Origin of the sequence: Hallella mizrahii (assembly GCF_009695775.1) — a bacterium.
GTDB lineage: Bacteria > Bacteroidota > Bacteroidia > Bacteroidales > Bacteroidaceae > Prevotella > Prevotella mizrahii.
The window spans coordinates 78641-98296 of the sequence record NZ_VUNG01000005.1 but is presented as its reverse complement, the minus strand read 5'-3'; the positions used below and the strand labels follow the sequence as shown (position 1 = coordinate 98296).

Here is a 19656-nt window from a genome sequence, read left to right as displayed (position 1 = left end):
CCGAGCGGCGAGGACGGCGCTCAAGACCTGCTCCCCCTGACAGAGGGATTCTTGCCAAAAGGGCAACGGGAGGCTTGTCAAAAGGGCGGCGGGGCTGTTTTTTGCAGCAGGCGGCGGAGCGATTATAGGACGAGCTTGCGGACTTCAGCGTTGGTCATCTTCTGAATCTCGTTCATCGGTTTGCCAAAGTAGATGCTCTGGATGGCTTTGTTGACGATGCCGTGGCCGACAGCCAGCACGGTTTGGTTGGGGAAGGTGGCTTTCAACCATGCGATGAATTGCTTGGCACGGCTCTTGAGGCTTTCAAGGCTCTCGATGTCGTCGGGCCATTGTTTCACGGCTTGCAGGTCGGGGATGAACTTCCCCGTGAAGCTGCCCCAGTCGCGCTCACGGAGCAGGGGTGTGGTGATGACGGGCTTGCCATGTGGCTCAGCAATGATCTCGCATGTCTGGATGGCACGGTGGAGGTCGCTGGCTACGAAGGTGTCGATGTGTATGTCTTCCATCCGGTCGCGTACTGCACGGGCCTGTTCTTTGCCAGTGTCGTTGAGTTCACCGGGAGTTTGCCCTTGAAGGATTTGTGCTTTGTTGGCCACGGTCTCGCCGTGGCGTACTAATAATAATGTGGTCATATCCTGATTGAATCTATAATTTTTTCAAACTCATATCTTGTTATCGTTATCGTTTCCGTTTTTTTCCTTATCTTTGCAAGACAGAAATAAAAGGAGATAATATCATGAAAAGATTTCCCAAGTCCATTTTGCGCGCCTGCTGTGCTATTGCCGGAGGAGTGGTGCTGGTGCAGTATCGTGAGCAAGCCGTGATGTGGATCACGGTGGGTATTGGCATTGTGTTTTTTATATCGGCAGTCATCAGTTTCATTGACTATCTGGCTTTGCGCAAAAACAGTGAAGAGCAAGTGGAGCTCTACGATGCTCAGGGTCGCAAGCTGGGGCAGCGCCGCCAGCGGCGTTTCCCCGTTGTCGCAGTGGGCTGTGGCATATTGGGCAGCGTGATGGCACTCAGCCCGGGCACTTTCGTCGGTGGACTGATGTTTGTGTTGGCAGCTCTGCTGATTGCCGGTGGTGCTTATCAGCTGTTCAGCCTCTCGCTGGCTACCCGCTTTGCCCGTGTTGGCTTGGTATGGTGGGTACTGCCTGTTGTCATTCTGCTTGTGGGTATGGTGGCTTTGATAAAGCCGAGCGCAATAGCCTCCGCGCCATTACTGATTATCGGGTGGTGCCTGATGGTCTATGGCGTGGTGGATCTCATCGATGCCCTGAAGATCTGTCGCTGTAAAAAGCAGTTCGACAAGGCGGAAGAGATCTCGTCTGTACGAGGGGATGCAGAGCAGACATCGGATGATGTGGCAGGACAAGCCAATGACACGGTGTCAGAGAACGGGCCTACCGTATAGCGTTTTTTTCCTTATTTCTTGGGTACCAGTCCCTCGATGTAGTTGCAGAGGATGCCGATGCCCTTGACATTCTCACCTCCCTGTGGGATGATGAGGTCGGCATAGCGTTTAGTTGGTTCGATAAACTGCTCGTGCATGGGCTTGAGGACTTTGAGATACCGGTCCACGACCATGGACACCGTACGTCCGCGGTCGATGGTGTCGCGCTGGATGTTGCGGATGAGACGCTCGTCGGAGTCGCAGTCTACAAAGACTTTTAAGTCCATCATATCACGGAGAGTCTTGTTGAGTAGTGTCATGATGCCCTCAATGATGATGACAGGCTTGGGGTCTACGTGGATGGTTTCCGGCAGTCGGTTGCTGAGGATATAGCTGTAGGTGGGCTGCTCGATGGCGTGACCATGGCGCAACTCGTTGACTTGCTTGATAAGCAGTTTCCAGTCGAAGGCATCGGGGTGGTCAAAGTTGATGGCAGAGCGTTCCTCCTGGGTCATGCCCGTTGTGTCGTTGTAGTAAGAGTCGAGCGGTACCACGGTGACATAGTGTGGTGGCAGCATTTCTACGATTTTCTTCACCACGGTGGTCTTGCCGGAACCAGTGCCACCGGCAATGCCGATGATGGTGACTTTCTTATTTTTGTTTTCCATATTGCTTGTATTTTCTTGTGGATACTCTTTTTCTACTCTTGGAGCTATTTCAGTCCTATCTCTTGAAACATCCGGTCGTAGTATTCTGCTTTCTTTTCCACCTTCATCGGGTAGGCGCGTGAAGAACTAGGTTCTCGGTAGAGCCGGATCGTACGTGATTCAAAGGTGAAGTCGAGATGGTCCCCCATCTTCATTTTGCGGGCGTCGATATGATAGTGGTCGGTGAAAAGCGTGGTGGCCAACTGTCCGGCGGCGATCACCGCCTTGCATTCCGGCAGAGAGCGCAGCATGCCGTCGAGGTCGGCTTGCTCCACGACTTCCAGGTCTTTATCAGAGGCAGTGCCCTTGGTGCGGCGGATGCGCAGACAAGTGTCGAAGATGGCCACGCCACGGTCAAGAAGGAAGTCTTTGAGTTCTTGCAGCCGATAGGTCTTGTGGTCAGTGTCTACAAATCGCAGTTTGTCGCCAAAGAAGCATAGGCCGAAGATACGCCACATGTCGTTGGTGTAGTTGGGGTAGTACCATTCCATGCACCAACGCTTGGGTGCAGGAGGGAAGGTGCCAAGCATCAGCAGCTTGGCATTCTTCGGAAGAAATGGCTCAAAAGGATGAATTTCAATCATGATGAATGACGAGTGATGAATGAGCAGTGGGCAGTGGGACGGCGCACAACGCCGTCATACCAAACGGATCCTCGGTTCTATGCAGGGCACTATGCTCGGTCCTATGTAGGGTGCTATGCTCGGTTCAAAATAGGGGGCTTGGTTTGATCCTTTACGGGACGTTTTGATCTGCCCTTTGCTTTTTCTTGAAGCATATTATTCCCCTCCCTTTGGGGAAGGGGTTATGGGAGAGGCTTTTCTTTTACCAAGTATACGCACACGGGCAGGTGGTCAGAGAAGCCGTCGAGCCATACGCCACCAGCAGTGGTACGCTTGGGTTCACCCTTGTACTTACCTTCTGTTTGGAAGAGATAGGGCATGCGCTGAATCTCGCATTTCAGATATTTCAGGGTCTTAAAGTCGTGCGTGCCCTTCTTGTCAAGCAAGGAGGGACTGAGGAGAATCTGGTCGAAGAGATTCCAGGCTCCCTGATAGCGCAGTGTGCCGGTACCTTGTTTGGTCAGAATGTTGTACCAAGGATTATACATGTCATCGCTTCCAACCTTGCTGATGTCCTCCTTGCCCCCAAGTACCTCATACATGCTCTTGTTGGTCGGGTCGTCGTTCATGTCGCCCATGATAAAGACCTTGGCGTTTTTGTCGAGTCGGAGCAGCGAGTCCTTAACAGCTTTTGCCTGAGCGGCACCGACTTCCCGGTAGTAAGATCCATTGAAGCGGCTGGGGAGGTGGCAGACGATGAAGCTCACAGGTTCGCCGGCCAGCGTGCCACAGACGGTGAGGAAGCCGCGCGTGGTGAAGCCCGAGTCTTGTTTTGCCGTGGGAATGTAAGGTACGAGTTTGACAGTCTTCACTTGGAACATTTGGGGATTGTAGAGTAAGGCGCAGTCAATGCCGCGCTTGTCGGGACCCTCGACGTGGCAATACTGGTAGTCGCGTTTTCTCAGTTCCGGCTGTGCACAGAGATCTGTGAGCACCTTGGCGTTTTCCACCTCTGCCATGCCAATGACCGAGCAGCCTACGCCGGGCAGCATGGTCGTGCCCATTTCGCTCAACGCGCGTGCCATGTTGTGGAGCTTATGGCTGTATTTCAGTCCATTCCAGCGATAAGAACCTTCTGGCAGAAAGTCGTAGTCGCGTTTGCCCTCGTCGTGACAAGTGTCGAACAAGTTTTCTTGGTTGTAGAAGCCTACCGCATAAACAGCGTATTTCTTCTGTGCTGATGTCGCAAGGCACAGCAGCAGAAAACAAGCAAATGCTAAAAGATGTCTCTTCATTGTCGTAAAAAACATGTATGAAATATTGTGCTGCAAATATCGCAATTTATTTTGAGATAATAGACCTTTTCTTAGAATTTTAACAAGGGAAATCGTAAACTCTCCATTTATTTTGGTAATTTTGCACATATTATTAATAGTATTATAACAACTGACAATTATGCAAAAACAGCTTATCTTAGCCGTGATGGCCATGAGCTATGCTCCGCTGGCATTTGCGCAGAGCGATTCGACCAACGTCGGTGAGGCTGCGTTCACCTTCACAGAAGCACAGTTGGGTGAGGACGAGAACATGGGGCAGAATGTCTCCATTGTCTCTTCTGGCTCGAATGTGTATGCCTCGGAGGTGGGGTATTTGTTCTCGCCGATGAGGTTCCGTTATCGGGCGCTCAACCAGAAGTACAACGAGATGTATATCAATGGTGCGCCGGTCAACGATATGGAGACAGGACAATTCCGCTACTCACTCGTCGGCGGCCTCAACCAACAGACACGCAGCATGGAGGCGGCACTGCCTTTCGAGTCGAACAACTTTGCGTACACGGGTATTGCTGGATCGAACAACTACAACTTCCGTCCGGCTGCCATGGCCACAGGACAGCGCATCACGCTTTCGGCGGCCAACCGTAACTATGTACTTCGTGGCATGTACACCTATAATAGTGGTCTGACCGACAAGGGATGGGCTTACTCTGCCAACATCACCTATCGCTGGGCCAATCCGGGATATGTCAAGGGTACATCGTACAATGCGCTTTCTTATTTCTTTGGTGTACAAAAGCTCCTTACCGGTGGTCATAGCCTGGCCTTCTCGACATGGGGCAACCCCACTGAGCGTGGTACGCAGGGGGCATCCACTGATGAGATGTACTGGCTCGCCAACGACAACCAATACAACCCATACTGGGGCTGGCAGGACGGCAAGAAACGCAACAGCCGCATAGTGCGCGACTTCGCTCCTTCAGCCATCTTCACTTGGGATTGGAACATCAACAATAATAATAAGCTGACGACTTCGCTCTTTGGAAAGTACAGCATCTATTCCAGTACGAAGCTCAACTACAATAACTCTGAAAACCCGCAGCCCGACTACTACAAGCGATTGCCGAGCAACTTCTACGATGTGTGGAACAGCAGTAACGTGCAAAACACAGAGTTTGCGCTGGCTGATTGGGAGAATACCCGTGACTATCTGTCAAGCAGTGAGCGCAACAGGCAGATCAACTTCGATGAGCTGATCTATGCCAACCGCCAGGCGGCTGCCAACGGGCAGGATGCGCTCTACTATATCCAGAAGCGCCATAACAACGAGCTGAACCTTACGCTGTCCACTTCGCTGACCACCAATCTGACGAAGAACATCACGTGGACCAACGGAATCTTCGCCGCTCATAACGTCAACTACCATTATCAGACAATGGATGATCTGCTTGGTGCCACTTCGTATCACAATACCAATAACTACGCGCTTGGTACGTTTGCAGAAGGTTCCGACCAGTTGCAATACGATCTCAACCATCCCAATGCTGTCGTCGGCGAGGGAGATAAGTTCGGTTATGACTACACCATCCTCACCAACCGTGTGCAGGGCTGGACAAGCTATACCGAGGACTTCGGCATTGTGCATTATATGGTTGCCGGTCGCCTGGGCTACCAGAGCATGCAGCGCAACGGCAAGATGCGCAACGGACTCTTTGCCAACAACTCTTACGGTAAGAGCGGTACAGCCAACTTCGTGGAGGGCGGCGTCAAAGCCAGTGGCAATTTCAACCTTGGCGGCGGTCATACGCTCACACTTGGCATGGGTTATGACAGCAAGGCACCGCAGGCTTCAGTAGCTTTCGTGGCTCCGGAAATGAACAATGACTTCGTCGCTGGGTTGCACAACGAGCACATCTTCTCCTCAGAGATCGGTTATCAGTTCCTTAACAGCTGGTTACACGCCAACATCAGCGGTTACTACAACCACATCACACACGCTACGGAGTGGACTTGCTTCTACTTCGACAACATCAACAGCTTCTCCTACAACTCGTTGAATGGATTGAAGAAAGACTACTACGGCGTGGAAGCAGGACTCGACTTCAAGCTCACCTCTGCCTTCAACCTCAAGCTCCTTGGTACCATCAGCGATGCCAAGAACGTGAGCAATGCACAGGTCGTCTATCTCAACTCCACGCAGGGTACTTACAATCAGGATGTAGCATTGGTGAAGAATATGCGTGAGAACGGCACACCACTCACTGCCACGAGCATCAAACTGAGCTATCATCAGGGTGGCTGGTTCATTGATCTGGCCGGTAACTGGTATGATCGCATCTACCTGAGCTATTCACCGTACTATCGCTATCAGAGCTATCTGGAGAACTCGAAAGATTTCGATGAGGCTAATAATCTGATAGTCCCGTCACAAAGTAAGGGTCACGGCGGTTGGATGATGGACGGTTCTATTGGCCGCAGTATCTATCTGAAGCATGGCAGCCTGAGCATTAATCTCATGGTGACCAACATCCTCAATAACACCCATCTGGTGACCGGCGGTTATGAACAAAGCCGCTCTGCGATTAAGTCTACGGGCATTTTGCGTACGTACAGTTTCCCAAAGAACCCGAAGAAGTACTATGCCTACGGTACCAACGGCATGTTGAACATCGCATATAAGTTCTAATTGCAGACTCAATTCATTACAGACATGAAAAACAAGATATTTTATCGGTTGGGCTTTCTGGCCTGCATTCTGGCTCTGACCTTCACGTCCTGCCAGGGCGACTACGATGAGCCGGTGAAGACCGCTGACGAGGCCGGTATCGGCAACAGCAGCATCAGCGAGACCAATGTAGTGACCATCGCCCAGCTGAAAGAGACATACAAGAGTGCTATCACCACAAGCTACAGCTACAAGAAGGTGGAGCAGCCCACTGAGATTAAAGGCTATGTCACCGGCAACGACGTGCAAGGCAACCTCTACAACGAGCTCGTCATCGATGACGGTACAGGTGCCATCACCATTGGTATATCACAGGGTGGTCTCTATGGACTTTTCCCCGTTGGAGCCGAGGTGATCATCGAGCTCAATGGACTCAGCGTGGGCAACTATGGTCTTCACCCGCAGATTGGTACTCCTTATACGAGTGCCAAAGGCCAGAACTCTATCGGACGTATGAGCCGTGCTGTGTGGAACCACCACTTCCGCCTGACGGGCAAGAGCCAGACGATCGCGCCCATCGATTTCAACAACAGTTGGAAGCCTGCGTCCGACGGACTGACCTACAGCGGTAAGCTCGTCACCATGAAGAATGTGAGCTTCAAGGGGGCTGATGGTAAGAAGACATTTGCCAACGCCAGTGCCGGATCAGGCTCTGTGAGCGTCTACTTCAATGAATATCCTACCACGACGATGGTCTACACCAGCAACTATGCCGACTTCGCCAGCAATCCACTGCCACAGGGCAAGGTCAACGTCACGGGTATTCTCAAACGCTACAACAATTCTTGGGAACTTATCATTCGCAGCCTCGACGATATCGAGGCAGTCAAGTAAACACACCTTATTATATATATAACACAGAACAACAATGAAAAAGTTATTATCATATCTCTTTGCGCTGGCTGCCGTCGCCTTTGCGTTCACCTCTTGCGAGGACGTGCCTATGCCGTACGACTACCCTAATACGGGTAACAACAGTGAGAATGTAGATCCCAACGCTAAGGGACAGAGTGCAGACAATCCTTATACTGTACAGGAGGCAGTGCAACTTATCAAAGATGGCAAGGCACCTACTACAGAAGTCTATGTGAAGGGCATTGTTTCCAAGTTGGATTATTATAATGCTAATTACAAGAGTCTGAGTTACTATATCTCTGATGATGGTAAGGCAGAGGATATGCAGGTATATTCAGGCAAGGGACTGAATGGAGCAGATTTCAACAGTAAGTCTGACCTGAAAGTTGGACAGACTGTAGTTGTCAAGGGTGTCATTAAGTCCTTTGATAAGAATGGTACCACTATCTATGAAGTGGACAAGAATAGTCAGATCGTCAGTATTGAAGGTGAAGGCACACAGGAGCAGCCTGGCGATGAGAAAGGTCAGAGCAAGGAAAATCCTTACACGGTCAAAGAGGCTGTGGATCTTATCAAGGAAGGAAAGGCACCTACAACAGAAGTCTATGTGAAGGGAGTGGTGTCAAAGGTAGACTATTATAGCGAAGATTACCACAGCCTTAGCTATTATCTCTCCGATGACGGCAAGACAGAAGACTTGCAGGTATATTCTGGCAAGGGACTCAATGGCGCAGACTTTAACAGTAAGTCAGACTTGAAGGTTGGACAGACAGTTATTGTCAAGGGTGTCATAAAGCCTTTTGATAAGAAGGGTACCACTATCTATGAAGTGGACAAGAATAGTCAGATCGTCAGCATTGAGGGAAGTGGCGAGACTCCAAGTGCAGGCGATAAAGGTCTGAGCAAGGACAATCCCTTGACTCCATCTGAGGCTTTGGATATTGCCAAAGCTCTTGGCAAGGGCAAAACTTCAACAGAGAGCTATTACATCAAGGGAAAGATCACTTCGATTACGTACATCTTTGATGCTAAGCATGGTACTGCCACATTCAATATCTCGGCAGACGGTTCTAAGTCCGCTGAGTTCACCTGCTACAGCGTGTACTATTTCGGTAATAAGTCATGGGTAGAAGGTAATACCCAAGTAAACGTCGGTGATGAGGTCATTGTCTATGGCAAGTTGACCAATTTCAATGGCACGCCGGAGACAGCCTCTAGAAAAGCTTGTCTCTATTCCTTGAATGGCAAAACGGAATAGTATCTCATAAAATTATAATTAAAGCCCTGCACTGCTCCTTGCGGTTTGCAGGGCTTTTTCTTTCTCATTCCCTTGAAATTGTGTACCTTTGTGTGCATGAAACAAGCAACGGTCATACTTCGGAATCTTTCTATCGGCTATCGCAGTGGGCATGACGTGCGTACAGTGATAGCCGACATCAGTGCCCGGCTCTTTGCCGGTGAGGTCACCTGCCTGTTGGGTGTCAACGGCGTGGGCAAGTCCACGCTGCTGCGTACACTCTCCGGCTTCCAGCCGTCGATAGCAGGCAGTGTGGAGATTAGTGGCAAGGACATCAAGGACTATGGCAGTCATGAGCTGGCACAGACCATTGGAGTGGTACTTACCGATAAGCCTGACGTGAGCAATATGACAGTGGAGGAAATCGTGGGCATGGGACGATCGCCCTATACCGGCTTTTGGGGACGGCTCAGCGACGACGATCATCGCATTGTGGACGAAGCCATGGACATGGTTGGCGTCTCGGTGTTGGCTCCGCGCATGATCCAGACGCTCAGCGACGGTGAACGACAGAAGGTGATGATTGCCAAGGCACTCGCGCAGCAGACACCAGTCATCTTCCTCGATGAGCCGACTGCCTTTCTTGACTTCCCGAGCAAGGTGGAGGTGATGCAACTCCTGCACCGCATTTCACGCGAAGCTGGCAAGACCATTTTTCTCTCTACACACGACGTTGACCTTGCCTTGCAGACCGCAGATGAGCTTTGGCTGCTTGACCGGGATAATGGTCTGAGTGTAGGTACACCGGAAGACCTGTCGCTCAATGGGCAGATGTCTTCGTTCTTTGCGCATAAAGGCATTGCCTTCGATGCTGAGAACGGTTTGTTCCGTATTGACAATGCCACACAGCGCGATATACACATGGATGGCAAACATGGCGTGAGCTATCTGATGGTGCGCAAGGCGTTGGCTCGCAATGGCATCCATGGCAGCAGACATGTCGAATCAAAAGATAGTATTGAGGTGATGGATGAAGGCTATCGTTACCATTATGATGGAACGGATAGGCAAGTAAAGACTATCGGTGAATTACTGGAGTTGATAGAAGGCGCTACACCTTATTCTTGTTAAAGTGGCTCATGATGAGTCGTCCGCCAAGACTGAGGACGAGCACGATGAGTGTGAGCACTACTGCGGCAGCGTAGGCACGATCCTGCACAGACTGTTGCGGAGCCGTGAGCTGATAGAAGACACAGAGGGGCAGGGTGGCTGCCTGTTGTGAGAGTGATGTAGGGATATGGTCTGAGAATCCGGCGGTGAACATCACGCCGGCGCAGTCGCCGATGGCACGTCCTATGCTCAGCAAGGTAGCTGTGGCGATGGCCGGAGCTATCTGTCGGAGCACGATGCCGATAGTCTCTATGCGTGTGGAGCCAAGGCTATACGATGATTCCAACAGTCCGTGTGGAATGTTCTTGGCCACCTCGTCCATACTGCGGATGAGCATGGGCACAATCATGATGGTCACTACGATGATGCCGCCCAAAAGCGAGGCACGCATGCCCACAGCCACCATCAGCGTGAAGGCAAAAGCGCCATAGACGATGCTCGGAATGCCGAAGAGTGCGTCGAAAGCCAATCGGGCGATGGCAGCAAAGCGCGACGTAGGCTTGAGATAGACATTGAGGTAGAACACGACGGGCAGGGCGATGAGCAAGCCGAGAATGGTGGAGCCTCCTACGATGTAGAGGCTGCCGACAATAGCATTGAGAAAGCCACCCTTACCACCGATGAAAAATCCTCCGCCTGGCACCTCGCTGACCATTTGCCACGACAGCACAGGCAGTCCGCGCTGTAGAATGGTTCCAACAACGCTCACCACACAATAGGCCACGATGAGTACACTCAGGTACATCAAAGCCTTGACCAACTTCTCTTCATAAAACGGTAACTTATTCATAATAGCCTTCCTCCCTAACCCCTCCCCGAGGGGGGAGTCATATGCTTCAAGGGCTCTTCCATCTTTTTGGTTAATGATTATATGTTCTTTGGGTATGGGTTATAATTAGAATCGTATCTATTCCCCCTCCTCGCTTTCTTCTAACTCCTGAATCTTTTAAGGATGATTCTCGACCCTATATTCATCATCACTACAAGGATGAAAAGGAGAAAGGCAGCGAGCATTAGTGCACTCTCGTACATGGGTACCGAAAGCATCTCGCCATAGTTGTTGGCAATGAGAGCCGGGATAGGGTAGCAAGCATCAAGAAGCGAGTTGGGTATGATGATGAGGTTGCCGCAGACCATCAGTACTGCGATTGTCTCACCCATCGTACGGCTCAGGGCCAATACGATAGCCGCCATCATTCCTGGTGCTGATTGTCGGAGCACAACATGTTTTACCGTTTGCCAGCGTGTGGCTCCCAGTGCTGTTGAGGCCTCGTGCAGATTTTGGCTTACGTTGGCGAAGAGCTCCATGAAAAGAGAGATGAGCAGCGGCAGAATCATCACGCCAAGGACGATGCCACCCGCCAACACGGTGTAGCCACTACTCTGTCTGTCTGCGAAAGGAGCAACAGTATGTGAAATCCACGGTACAATGAGCAGCGAGCCCCATACACCATAGATGACCGATGGCAGTCCGGCCAGTATGTCGAGCAGCGGGTAAGCATAAGTGCGTAATTGTGGGCGGGCATATTCTGTGAGATAGACAGCCATGAGCAACGATACGGGCAGTGCCAGTACGATGGCCACTACTGTGCACCAGAACGTACCGGCCAAAAAAGGCAGAAAGCCAAACTCGCCTTTCATGGGTTTCCATTGGCTTTCGGTGAGCAACGTCCAAAGCGAGTAGTGGCGAAGGATGGGCGCTGACTTCACGCACAGCTCCATTGCCATGACCACCACCAGCAGAATAGCTGCCAGTGTCAGGGCGGCCATCACGCTACCAGCCATCTTATCTTTAAAAATGCGATAGGTCATTCTGCTCATTTTACTCACTTGCTTTTTGCTTTTTCTTAGTTTCTCTGATGCAGTCCGCATTCTCGGTGGTTGGGGTCTTCCCACCACCATCGTCCCGATCGGATATCCTCGCCAGGCTTCACGGCGCGTGTGCAGGGCTCACAGCCAATGCTGGGGTATCCCTTATCGTGGAGCTTGTTATAGGGCACGCTGTGCTCATGAATATACTCCCATACTTGCTGCTCAGTCCACTCTATGAGTGGGTTGACCTTGATGAGCCCGTGCATGTCGTCCCATTCCACGAGGTTCATGTCCTTACGAGTCACGCTCTGCTGTCGTCGCAGCCCGCACACCCATACGTCAAGTCCTTGCATAGCCCGATGCAGCGGTTCCAACTTGCGGATCTGACAACAGCGATGGCGGCTCTCTACAGAGTTATAGAAAAGGTTGATGCCTTCTTCTCTTACCATGCGCTGTACCTCGTGGTAGTCAGGAAAGAATACCTCTATCTTAATGCCATACTTCATGTCGGTACGGTCGATGAGCTGATAGGTCTCGGGAAAGAGACGGCCGGTATCGAGCGTAAAGATGCGTGTCGCCGGTGCCTTTTTGACGATGATGTCGGTGAGCACTTGATCCTCGATGCTCAGACTGGACGACAGAGCGATGCGTCCCTTGTAGTGTTTCAGGAAATAGCGAAGCACCTCTTCTGCGCTCTTCCCTTCCAACTCAGCATTAAGGCGTGTGATTAATTCTTCATTCATCTTTGTTGTCATTCATCATTCAACATACTTGATCATTCCCGCTCCCACCGTCTCGTTGGTGTCAGGGTCGATGATAATGAGACTGCCAGTGACTTTGTTCTCATCGTAGGCATCGAAGACGAGAGACTGAGCCGTGTGGATGGTAATCTCGGCGATGTCGTTCATAGCGAGTTCGCTGACGTTTTGTTCTTTCTCCAGTGTGTTGATGTTTCGCCGGAAGTTGATGCTTCGGATCATGCCCTGCGTCTCGAAGGTAGCCTGTCGGATGATATATTTCTTGCGTATCTGGGCTGGTGTTTGATTGAGCCAACACACGTCCAACGTCACGTCCTGCTCCACGTGTGGCTGTTTTTCATCTGCTTTCACGAGCGTGTCGCCCCGGCTGATGTCTATCTCGTCGTTCAGACGGATGGTGACGCTCTCTGGAGCATAAGCCTCATCGAGGCTTTCACCAGCGAAGTCAATGCTCTTTACGGTGCTTTCCAGTCCAGACGGCAATACGCGTACGCGGTCGCCCGGACGGATGATGCCACCGCTGACACGTCCGGCATAACCACGGTAGTCAGGGAACTTCTCGCTGATGGGTCGGATGACATACTGTACTGGGAAGCGGAAGAAGTCGCTCACAGTCTTGTGTCCCACGGGTACAGTCTCGAGATAGTCGAGCAGGGCTTTACCCTTGTACCAGGGTGTACGCTCGCTTTTGTTCACCACGTTGTCGCCATCCTTGGCGCTGATGGGGATAAACACCACGTTCTTGATATGCAGCGTTTCCGACATCTTTCTGTAGTCTTCGACAATTTTGTCATACACTTCTTGAGAGAAGTCGACAAGGTCCATCTTGTTGATAGCCACTACAATGTGTGGGATGCCAAGGAGCGATGAGATGTAGCTGTGACGCACCGTCTGTTCGAGCACGCCGTGACGTGCGTCCACGAGGATGATACTCAGGTCAGCGGTACTGGCACCGGTGACCATGTTGCGTGTGTATTGAATGTGTCCCGGGGTATCAGCGATGATAAACTTTCGTTTTGGGGTGGCAAAATATCGGTAGGCCACGTCGATGGTGATGCCTTGCTCGCGCTCGGCCCTTAGTCCGTCAGTGAGCAGGGCGAGGTTTACCTCTTCATTTCCGCGGCTTTTCGATGCGGCCTCCACGGCTTCGAGCTGGTCTTCAAAGATCGACTTGCTGTCGTAGAGCAGTCGTCCGATGAGTGTGCTCTTGCCGTCGTCTACGCTGCCTGCTGTGGAGAAGCGCAGCAACTCCATATCTAAATATCCTCGTTTGGTCATAATCTTAGTTTCTAATTTCTAATTCGTAATCCGTAACTCTCAACTCTCAACTCTCAACTCTTTAGAAGTATCCAGCTTTCTTGCGGTCTTCCATAGCAGTCTCCGAGCGTTTGTCGTCAGCTCGTCCGCCACGTTCTGTGACTCGCGTGGAAGCGATCTCGTCGATGATGTCAGCCACGGTAGTTGCCTTTGACTCGGTGAGTCCCGTGCAGGTGATGTCACCGATGGTTCGGCACCGCACGAGCTTCTTCACTACTTGCTCCGTAGGCTTGCGCTTGATGACGGGAAGGGCTGCCAGCCATTGACCATCGCGCTGAAACACCTCACGCTCATGAGTGAAGTAGAGACTCGGCATGGGGATGTTCTCCTGGTAGATATATTGCCACACGTCCATCTCGGTCCAGTTGGAGATAGGGAAGACGCGGAAATGCTCCCCCATGTTTTTGCGCCCGTTGAAGATGTTCCACAGTTCGGGGCGCTGGTTCTTAGGGTTCCATTGTCCGAACTCGTCTCGATGGCTGAAGAAACGTTCCTTGGCGCGTGCTTTTTCCTCGTCGCGTCGTGCGCCTCCGATGGCAGCGTCGAACTTGTATTTGTCGATGGTGTCGAGCAGTGTTGTAATCTGTAGTTTGTTGCGGCTGGCATAGTAGCCGGTTTCCTCTTTCACGCGTCCCGTGTCGATGCTCTCCTGTACTGATCCAACAATGAGTTCCAGTCCGAGTTTCTTCACCAGAGCATCGCGGTAGTCGAGGGTCTCCTGGAAGTTGTGTCCCGTATCGATATGGAGCAAGGGAAAGGGTATTTTTGCAGGATAGAAAGCTTTATAGGCCAGGTAAGTGCATACGATGCTGTCCTTGCCGCCGGAAAAAAGGATGACAGGTCGCTCGAACTGTGCCGCTACTTCACGCAACACATATATGCTCTCCGATTCGAGTTCCTTGAGGTGTTGAATGGTTTTGTTGTCCATATACAAAAATGTGATGTTATCTCGTTTACTGTTTGCAAAGTTACAGCAAATCCATGATTGTAGAAATACCACACTATGACCATTTGATATCCCATCAATGTGGTAGAAGATGATACCCCAAAGAGGGTATTATGTAGTGATATGGATGAATATAATAGCAAAGAGTAGGTGTAGAAGTACAAAAAAGTGGTCAGCTCATGTCGAGCAGACCACTTTCTATCAATGCTTTGATGCGATTTCGGATGCGTATGGATCGACGCACGTCACTGCCGTCGGATCCGACAGCTACGGTGATATTGTCTTGCCGGATGATGGCGGGTGAGATGAAATCGCAATAGGGCTTGTCGTCACAGACACAGGCAAGGATGCCTCGCTCGTGAGCCATGCGGTAAATGTCGTGGTTGCGGCGTTCATCGTCGGTACAGATGAAGAGCACCTTCACACCGTCGAGGTCGTCGGTCTCGAAGTCCTTTTCCTTGAGTCTGAAGCCGAGGCTTCGTACACTGTCAGGAATGTGAGGAGCGGTGAAGGTGACATCGGTGGTCAAGCGGGCCAGGCGCTGTGCCTTGCGCTCGCCCTCGTCGCTGCCTCCGATGATGAGAATGGGAGCCCCGGCGAGGGCAAGGGCGATGGGAAGATAATTCAAAGCTGTGTTGTGTATTGAAGGGTGAATGGTGAATGGTGCGTGTGGGTGGGTCGCTACTCAGTAGCGACATACAGAACCCAGCACAAAAAGCACCACATTTTGAAGGGAGGGCATAGACGCGCCGCTACTTCTTTTTGATGAGTACTTTCCAATAGTTGTCGACCTTCTCGGTAGACAGCACGGTGTGACCCTCGTTCCTCACGCTTCCCGGTACGTTTTGTATGGGCTGGCCGTCGTCGAGGAGAATCTCAAGTACCTGACCGCTCTTCATCGGTGAGAGCGCGATCTTTGTTTTGACGAAGTTCATCGGGCAGGATACACCGCGGAAATCTTTCTTCACGTCGGGCGTGAGACCATCTGGTTTTGAAGGCGCGGCTGCTGACGTTGCCGGAGCAGGGGATGCTTTCGCCACTGCGGGCTCCGGTGTAGCATCTGTCTGCTTCGAAACTGCTGGCTGAGGCTGAGCAGTCGCTGAAACCGTTTTGAATTGCAGGTTGTCGTCCATGCCTTTGTATAGTTCGTTGAGCAGGTCGGCGAGCTCATAGATGAGAGGCTGCTGATCAGCGAGGGACTCGTGACGGCGGGCCCGGTCGGTGAGCACGCTGAACTTTTGAGGAACGATGCCGGTAGCGATGAACTCTTTGAGGAAACCGTTGTATACATCGTCGTCGGTGCGCGGGTCTATGCCACGTGTAACGAGGAGCATACGGTTCTCGGCGAACACGATGTCGTGGAGTTCTTTCTCCAAGTCCTTGGCCTTGCCTGTGTCGATGGCCTTGCGCTTTTCGGCGATAGTATCCTGATCGAGCTCTATAATGTCGAAGAGTCCGGCCGAGCACTCAGCCTGCCCATATTTGATGAGGCTGAACTTCTCGTCGTCTTCCCAGTCGTGGTAGGCATCCGGTTCCTCGGCATAGGGTTTCACAGTCTTATATTTCTCAAGCAGCAGCTTCACCACCTCGGCACCGTGCTTGACCACATAGTCGTAGTAGTCGGCATAGTTGTCTTTCTCGGCGATGACATCACGAAGATAGTCTTCGACAAATCCCGGTAGATGGCGGGCTGGGATATATCCTACGCTAAGGTCGATTTCGTTGCGTCCCTTGAGAGGCAGCCATACCGTGTAGGCAGGGAACGGGTCGTCGCCGACGCGACCGATGCGTCCGCTGAATCCCAAGTCGGCCCATGTTGCATTGGCACAAATATTTGTGCAGCCGTTCATCTTCAGCTCAAAGTCAGGGATGGCATCAAGGTCGAGGTCGCTGGCGAGCAATTTCTTGGTGATGGCATTGATGGCACCTTTTGGCAGACAGATGCCCAGACGGCAAGTGTCGGCTCCTGTGCATGATGTGAAGTTCGTGACGACAACGGGATAGTCGACCTGATAGTCGCCTAAACGCTTGAAGAAATGGTAGATGTTTGGGAGATATTCCTCGGGGATGTTGCGCACCTGGATTTGTTCGCGTTTGGTGAAACGGATGACATCGTTGCCATAGTTGGCCAGATAGTCCGCCACCTCGGCGAAGAACTCCGGGCGGTTGTTGCCATGGTCTACAGGCAGGTAGGCAAACCACAGATTCTCGCGTCGGCCTTCGTCAGTGGTCTGGGCGTGGGCATAGCGCTGCTTCCAACGAAGAAATTCCTCACTGTCATCTTTTTCGGGCGTAAATTCGGGACGATGATGCTCGAGGGGCAGTGTGGGCACAAAGAAATCGAGTGAGCCGTCTCTCTTCAGTTCTTTGAACTCTTCAAGATAGAGACGTTTGGCTTCTTCTTCACCATATTTATAGAACACATAGCGCATGCGGGCCTTGTGGCGGTTGCGGCGGTTGCCATATTTGTTGAACCAGTTTTTCAGAGCTTTGGCAGCCCGATAAAGGTCTACCTCGGGCAGAAAGTCAAAGACCTGCCAGCCTGTGTGAGGATTAGGAGCCGTGCTGCCGGCTATGAGCACACGGTAGCCGCGCTGCCCGTCTATGATCCTTGCCTGCAATCCAAAGTCAGCCACAAAAGAGTAGTGGGCATCCTGTTCGTTGTAGTCCATGGCTACCTTGTATTTTCGTGGCATGGTGAATGAGTCACTCTCTGCGATGAGTCGTGAGGTAAGTTCCTCAACCACCGGGTAGACATCGAAAGCCTCCTCGGCGACCAGTCCGCTACGGTCATTGACCATCATGTTGCGTACGGTGTTGCCGCCGCCGCCTGCTGTGGAGAGTCCCACTTTCTCGAGTTTGCGCAATGCCGGAACAGTGTCCCGCAGGTCGACGTTATGAATTTGTATCTCTTGACGTGTGGTGATATGCAGGTGCGATGTGGATACCAGTCGCCCCACATAAGCCACCTCGGCAAGTTGCTTGGGTGTGATAAGTCCACCTGCGCACCGTACGCGGAGCATATAGTGCTCGTTTTTGCGTTGCTCATAGATGCCCATGGGCACGCGGTTGCTTTTCAGTTCACCGGCTTTGATCTCACCGGCCTGATATTTTTTGATCAGCGACTCCGTGTAGTCCAAGTCGCTGTTGAGTGTGGAAGGTATGCGGTACATGCTATTATGTCATTTTATTCATTTATCATTCGTCGTTCGGCATTCATTCTTTATCCTTCATAATGACTCTCTTTGTCAACGACTTCACCCTGTAGAATCTTGAAGGAGTTGAGGTGTATGCCGTCGTGGAGCGAGAGGATGGCATAGCGGATGGTAGGATCATTGGCCAGCCGGATGTCCTCTTGTGATGGTCGTGAGGGACTGGCGGGATGAGAATGCCAGTTGGCGAGAATCTTCAGATGCTTAGTACGAGCGTATTTCAAGGCTGCAAACTGATCCTTAGGCGCGAAGGAGAAATGTTCCGAGCTGTGATCGATATTCTCCATCCAGTAGTTTTCGGTTACAACGCCGTCGTTGCCGAGCAGATAGCCACACGTCTCCAAGGGTGCGTCTTTCTGTGCCTGTGCGATCATTTGCTGGATGACATCATCGTTGATTTTCATGGTGCTGTATATTATAAATAGGTGTGGGAGACAGTGCTGTGAACGTTTAGTGCAGATCGCACGCTGTCTGTTCGTAGTCGATGAGATGGTCGATGGTGGGATGTTCACCGCAGATCTCGCAGTTGGGGCGGCGCTTGACCTTGATCGTGCGGAAGTTCATCGTTTTGGCATCGAAGGTGAGCAGGCGGTTGGTGAGCAGTTCACCTACGCCAAGGATATATTTCAGAGCCTCGGCAGCTTGTATGGTGCCCAACATACCGGCAATGGCACCGAGCACTCCTGCCTGCGAGCAAGTGGGTACAGCACCGGCTGGTGGCGGTTCCTTAAAGAAACAACGGTAGCAGGCTGAGCCTGGCACATGGGTAAACGTCTGACCGCGGAAGCGCAGAATGCCACCGTGGCTGAATGCCTTGCCAAGCATCACGCAGGCATCATTGATGAGAAACTTCACGGGGAAGTTATCGGTACCGTCGATGACAAAGTCCCACGGTTCGATGATCTTCTTGGCGTTGGACGAGTCCATGAATTCGTGGTAGGTAGTTACCTCCACGTCGGGGTTGATGGCGAGCATCTTTTCTTTGGCACTCTCCACCTTTGGTTGTCCCACGTCTTTGGTGAAATGGATAATCTGCCGTTGTAGGTTGCTCAAGTCCACCACGTCGGCGTCTACGATGCCGATGTGTCCCACACCAGCTGCTGCAAGATACATAGCGGCGGGTGCGCCCAAGCCACCGGCACCGACAATGAGAACACGGGCGTTGAGAATCTTTTCCTGACCCTCAAGCCCAACATCCTGTAAGAGGATATGACGGCTGTAGCGCTCTATCTGGTCTTCTGTCAAGTCTATCATAAGCTGCCTCCTCCCATGAAATAAAGGAAGTCTACATGGTCACCTTCCTTGATTTGTGTCTTGTCGTAGTCTTCTTTCTCCACAAACTCTTCGTTGACCTGCACGGTCACCATCTCAGGCTGGAAAACCTTGTTCTGCTTGATGAGTTCGCTGAGTGTCAGCGGCAGTGTCACGTCTTGCTTTTCGTCGTTTACGATAATCTGTGCCATAATGCTATATTTTGATGTTTTTGTTGCTTGATTGGGGCATTACAACTTTCGTTGGTTTTCGTTTGCAAAGTTCGCTATTTTTTGCTTGGGATGTAATACCCCTCTATCGGTATATTGCCATCCCACAATTGTGGTAGACATCTACTCTATCTATGGTATTGCCTGTTTAACTATTTTGGCATAACTTTGCAGTTCGTAAGGCTTTGATCATAAGAGCC

The 19656-nt window shown here is 51.4% G+C and carries 19 protein-coding genes; 5 read left to right on the top strand and 14 right to left on the bottom strand.

The genetic code is table 11. From position 1 onward, the window contains the following. Positions 1-122: 122 nt before the first annotated feature. A complete protein-coding gene (locus tag FYJ73_RS03765) occupies positions 123-632 on the bottom strand; it encodes a histidine phosphatase family protein (protein ID WP_154533376.1) in 510 nt (169 codons plus the stop codon). Between the two features lie 104 nt (positions 633-736). Here FYJ73_RS03765 and FYJ73_RS03760 point away from each other — a divergent pair, with 104 nt between their 5' ends. Then, positions 737-1417, top strand: a complete 681-nt coding sequence (locus FYJ73_RS03760) for a DUF308 domain-containing protein (RefSeq protein WP_154533375.1) — start codon at positions 737-739, stop codon at positions 1415-1417. An 11-nt stretch (positions 1418-1428) separates the two neighbouring features. Here the strand turns inward: FYJ73_RS03760 and udk are convergent, their stop codons facing one another. From udk to FYJ73_RS03745, 3 genes are all read right to left on the bottom strand, one after another. Continuing rightward, positions 1429-2064, bottom strand: a complete 636-nt coding sequence (udk, locus tag FYJ73_RS03755) for a uridine kinase (protein ID WP_154533374.1) — start codon at positions 2062-2064, stop codon at positions 1429-1431. A 44-nt stretch (positions 2065-2108) separates the two neighbouring features. Further along, positions 2109-2690 (bottom strand): uracil-DNA glycosylase family protein, encoded by a 582-nt coding sequence (locus FYJ73_RS03750; RefSeq protein ID WP_336509569.1) that lies wholly within the window; start codon positions 2688-2690, stop codon positions 2109-2111. Between the two features lie 218 nt (positions 2691-2908). Further along, positions 2909-3961, bottom strand: a complete 1053-nt coding sequence (locus FYJ73_RS03745) for an endonuclease/exonuclease/phosphatase family protein (protein WP_154533372.1) — start codon at positions 3959-3961, stop codon at positions 2909-2911. A gap of 160 nt (positions 3962-4121) precedes the next feature. Between FYJ73_RS03745 and FYJ73_RS03740 the strand changes: the two genes are divergently transcribed. The 4 genes from FYJ73_RS03740 (at position 4122) to FYJ73_RS03725 (ending at position 9891) form a co-directional block, all read left to right on the top strand. Next, complete coding sequence (locus tag FYJ73_RS03740) at positions 4122-6629, top strand: TonB-dependent receptor (protein ID WP_154533371.1); 2508 nt, start codon at positions 4122-4124, stop codon at positions 6627-6629. 24 nt (positions 6630-6653) lie between these two features. Next, positions 6654-7502 carry a DUF5689 domain-containing protein gene (locus tag FYJ73_RS03735; protein WP_154533370.1) on the top strand — a complete coding sequence of 283 codons (849 nt, stop codon included), beginning with the start codon at positions 6654-6656 and terminating at the stop codon, positions 7500-7502. 34 nt (positions 7503-7536) lie between these two features. Continuing rightward, positions 7537-8781, top strand: coding sequence for a hypothetical protein (locus FYJ73_RS03730; protein ID WP_154533369.1), 1245 nt, complete (start codon positions 7537-7539; stop codon positions 8779-8781). Between the two features lie 96 nt (positions 8782-8877). Next, positions 8878-9891, top strand: a complete 1014-nt coding sequence (locus tag FYJ73_RS03725; RefSeq protein WP_154533368.1) for an ABC transporter ATP-binding protein — start codon at positions 8878-8880, stop codon at positions 9889-9891. On the opposite strand, the gene FYJ73_RS03720 is transcribed toward FYJ73_RS03725, so the two are convergent. The 10 genes from FYJ73_RS03720 to thiS form a co-directional block, all read right to left on the bottom strand. After that, complete coding sequence (locus tag FYJ73_RS03720) at positions 9872-10720, bottom strand: PstA family ABC transporter permease (RefSeq protein ID WP_154533367.1); 849 nt, start codon at positions 10718-10720, stop codon at positions 9872-9874. The two genes, FYJ73_RS03725 and FYJ73_RS03720, sit on opposite strands and share 20 nt — an antisense overlap. A gap of 140 nt (positions 10721-10860) precedes the next feature. Next, positions 10861-11742: a phosphate ABC transporter permease subunit PstC gene (gene pstC / locus FYJ73_RS03715; protein WP_154533366.1), complete on the bottom strand. Its 882-nt coding sequence runs from the start codon at positions 11740-11742 to the stop codon at positions 10861-10863. Positions 11743-11777: 35 nt separating this feature from the next. Continuing rightward, positions 11778-12485, bottom strand: a complete 708-nt coding sequence (locus tag FYJ73_RS03710) for a phosphoadenylyl-sulfate reductase (protein ID WP_154533365.1) — start codon at positions 12483-12485, stop codon at positions 11778-11780. A gap of 15 nt (positions 12486-12500) precedes the next feature. Further along, positions 12501-13778: a sulfate adenylyltransferase subunit CysN gene (cysN, locus tag FYJ73_RS03705; RefSeq protein WP_206081675.1), complete on the bottom strand. Its 1278-nt coding sequence runs from the start codon at positions 13776-13778 to the stop codon at positions 12501-12503. Positions 13779-13839: 61 nt separating this feature from the next. Continuing rightward, positions 13840-14745 (bottom strand): sulfate adenylyltransferase subunit CysD, encoded by a 906-nt coding sequence (gene cysD / locus FYJ73_RS03700; RefSeq protein WP_154533364.1) that lies wholly within the window; start codon positions 14743-14745, stop codon positions 13840-13842. 190 nt (positions 14746-14935) lie between these two features. Beyond that, entirely contained in the window at positions 14936-15391 is a 456-nt protein-coding gene (locus FYJ73_RS03695) for a precorrin-2 dehydrogenase/sirohydrochlorin ferrochelatase family protein (RefSeq protein ID WP_154533363.1), read from the bottom strand. A gap of 124 nt (positions 15392-15515) precedes the next feature. After that, a complete protein-coding gene (locus FYJ73_RS03690; RefSeq protein ID WP_154533362.1) occupies positions 15516-17936 on the bottom strand; it encodes a sulfurtransferase TusA family protein in 2421 nt (806 codons plus the stop codon). A 50-nt stretch (positions 17937-17986) separates the two neighbouring features. After that, positions 17987-18379: a M67 family metallopeptidase gene (locus tag FYJ73_RS03685; RefSeq protein ID WP_154533361.1), complete on the bottom strand. Its 393-nt coding sequence runs from the start codon at positions 18377-18379 to the stop codon at positions 17987-17989. 46 nt (positions 18380-18425) lie between these two features. Further along, the gene (locus FYJ73_RS03680; protein ID WP_154533360.1) at positions 18426-19229 is read right to left on the bottom strand and encodes a HesA/MoeB/ThiF family protein; all 804 of its coding nucleotides are present in this window, start codon (positions 19227-19229) and stop codon (positions 18426-18428) included. Further along, positions 19226-19438: a sulfur carrier protein ThiS gene (thiS, locus tag FYJ73_RS03675; protein WP_154533359.1), complete on the bottom strand. Its 213-nt coding sequence runs from the start codon at positions 19436-19438 to the stop codon at positions 19226-19228. Before thiS ends, FYJ73_RS03680 begins: the two co-directional genes overlap by 4 nt. Positions 19439-19656: the final 218 nt, after the last annotated feature.

Excerpts from the sequence above, each read along its gene's own strand:
- udk (WP_154533374.1), bottom strand. The coding sequence starts at position 2,064 with ATGGAAAACAAAAATAAGAAAGTCACCATCATCGGCATTGCCGGTGGC.
- FYJ73_RS03730 (WP_154533369.1), top strand. The coding sequence starts at position 7,537 with ATGAAAAAGTTATTATCATATCTCTTTGCGCTGGCTGCCGTCGCCTTT.
- FYJ73_RS03745 (WP_154533372.1), bottom strand. The coding sequence starts at position 3,961 with ATGAAGAGACATCTTTTAGCATTTGCTTGTTTTCTGCTGCTGTGCCTT.
- FYJ73_RS03680 (WP_154533360.1), bottom strand. The coding sequence starts at position 19,229 with ATGATAGACTTGACAGAAGACCAGATAGAGCGCTACAGCCGTCATATC.
- FYJ73_RS03760 (WP_154533375.1), top strand. The coding sequence starts at position 737 with ATGAAAAGATTTCCCAAGTCCATTTTGCGCGCCTGCTGTGCTATTGCC.
- thiS (WP_154533359.1), bottom strand. The coding sequence starts at position 19,438 with ATGGCACAGATTATCGTAAACGACGAAAAGCAAGACGTGACACTGCCG.
- FYJ73_RS03740 (WP_154533371.1), top strand. The coding sequence starts at position 4,122 with ATGCAAAAACAGCTTATCTTAGCCGTGATGGCCATGAGCTATGCTCCG.
- FYJ73_RS03720 (WP_154533367.1), bottom strand. The coding sequence starts at position 10,720 with ATGAATAAGTTACCGTTTTATGAAGAGAAGTTGGTCAAGGCTTTGATG.
- pstC (WP_154533366.1), bottom strand. The coding sequence starts at position 11,742 with ATGACCTATCGCATTTTTAAAGATAAGATGGCTGGTAGCGTGATGGCC.
- cysN (WP_206081675.1), bottom strand. The coding sequence starts at position 13,778 with ATGACCAAACGAGGATATTTAGATATGGAGTTGCTGCGCTTCTCCACA.
- FYJ73_RS03765 (WP_154533376.1), bottom strand. The coding sequence starts at position 632 with ATGACCACATTATTATTAGTACGCCACGGCGAGACCGTGGCCAACAAA.
- FYJ73_RS03710 (WP_154533365.1), bottom strand. The coding sequence starts at position 12,485 with ATGAATGAAGAATTAATCACACGCCTTAATGCTGAGTTGGAAGGGAAG.
- FYJ73_RS03690 (WP_154533362.1), bottom strand. The coding sequence starts at position 17,936 with ATGTACCGCATACCTTCCACACTCAACAGCGACTTGGACTACACGGAG.
- FYJ73_RS03725 (WP_154533368.1), top strand. The coding sequence starts at position 8,878 with ATGAAACAAGCAACGGTCATACTTCGGAATCTTTCTATCGGCTATCGC.
- cysD (WP_154533364.1), bottom strand. The coding sequence starts at position 14,745 with ATGGACAACAAAACCATTCAACACCTCAAGGAACTCGAATCGGAGAGC.
- FYJ73_RS03735 (WP_154533370.1), top strand. The coding sequence starts at position 6,654 with ATGAAAAACAAGATATTTTATCGGTTGGGCTTTCTGGCCTGCATTCTG.
- FYJ73_RS03685 (WP_154533361.1), bottom strand. The coding sequence starts at position 18,379 with ATGAAAATCAACGATGATGTCATCCAGCAAATGATCGCACAGGCACAG.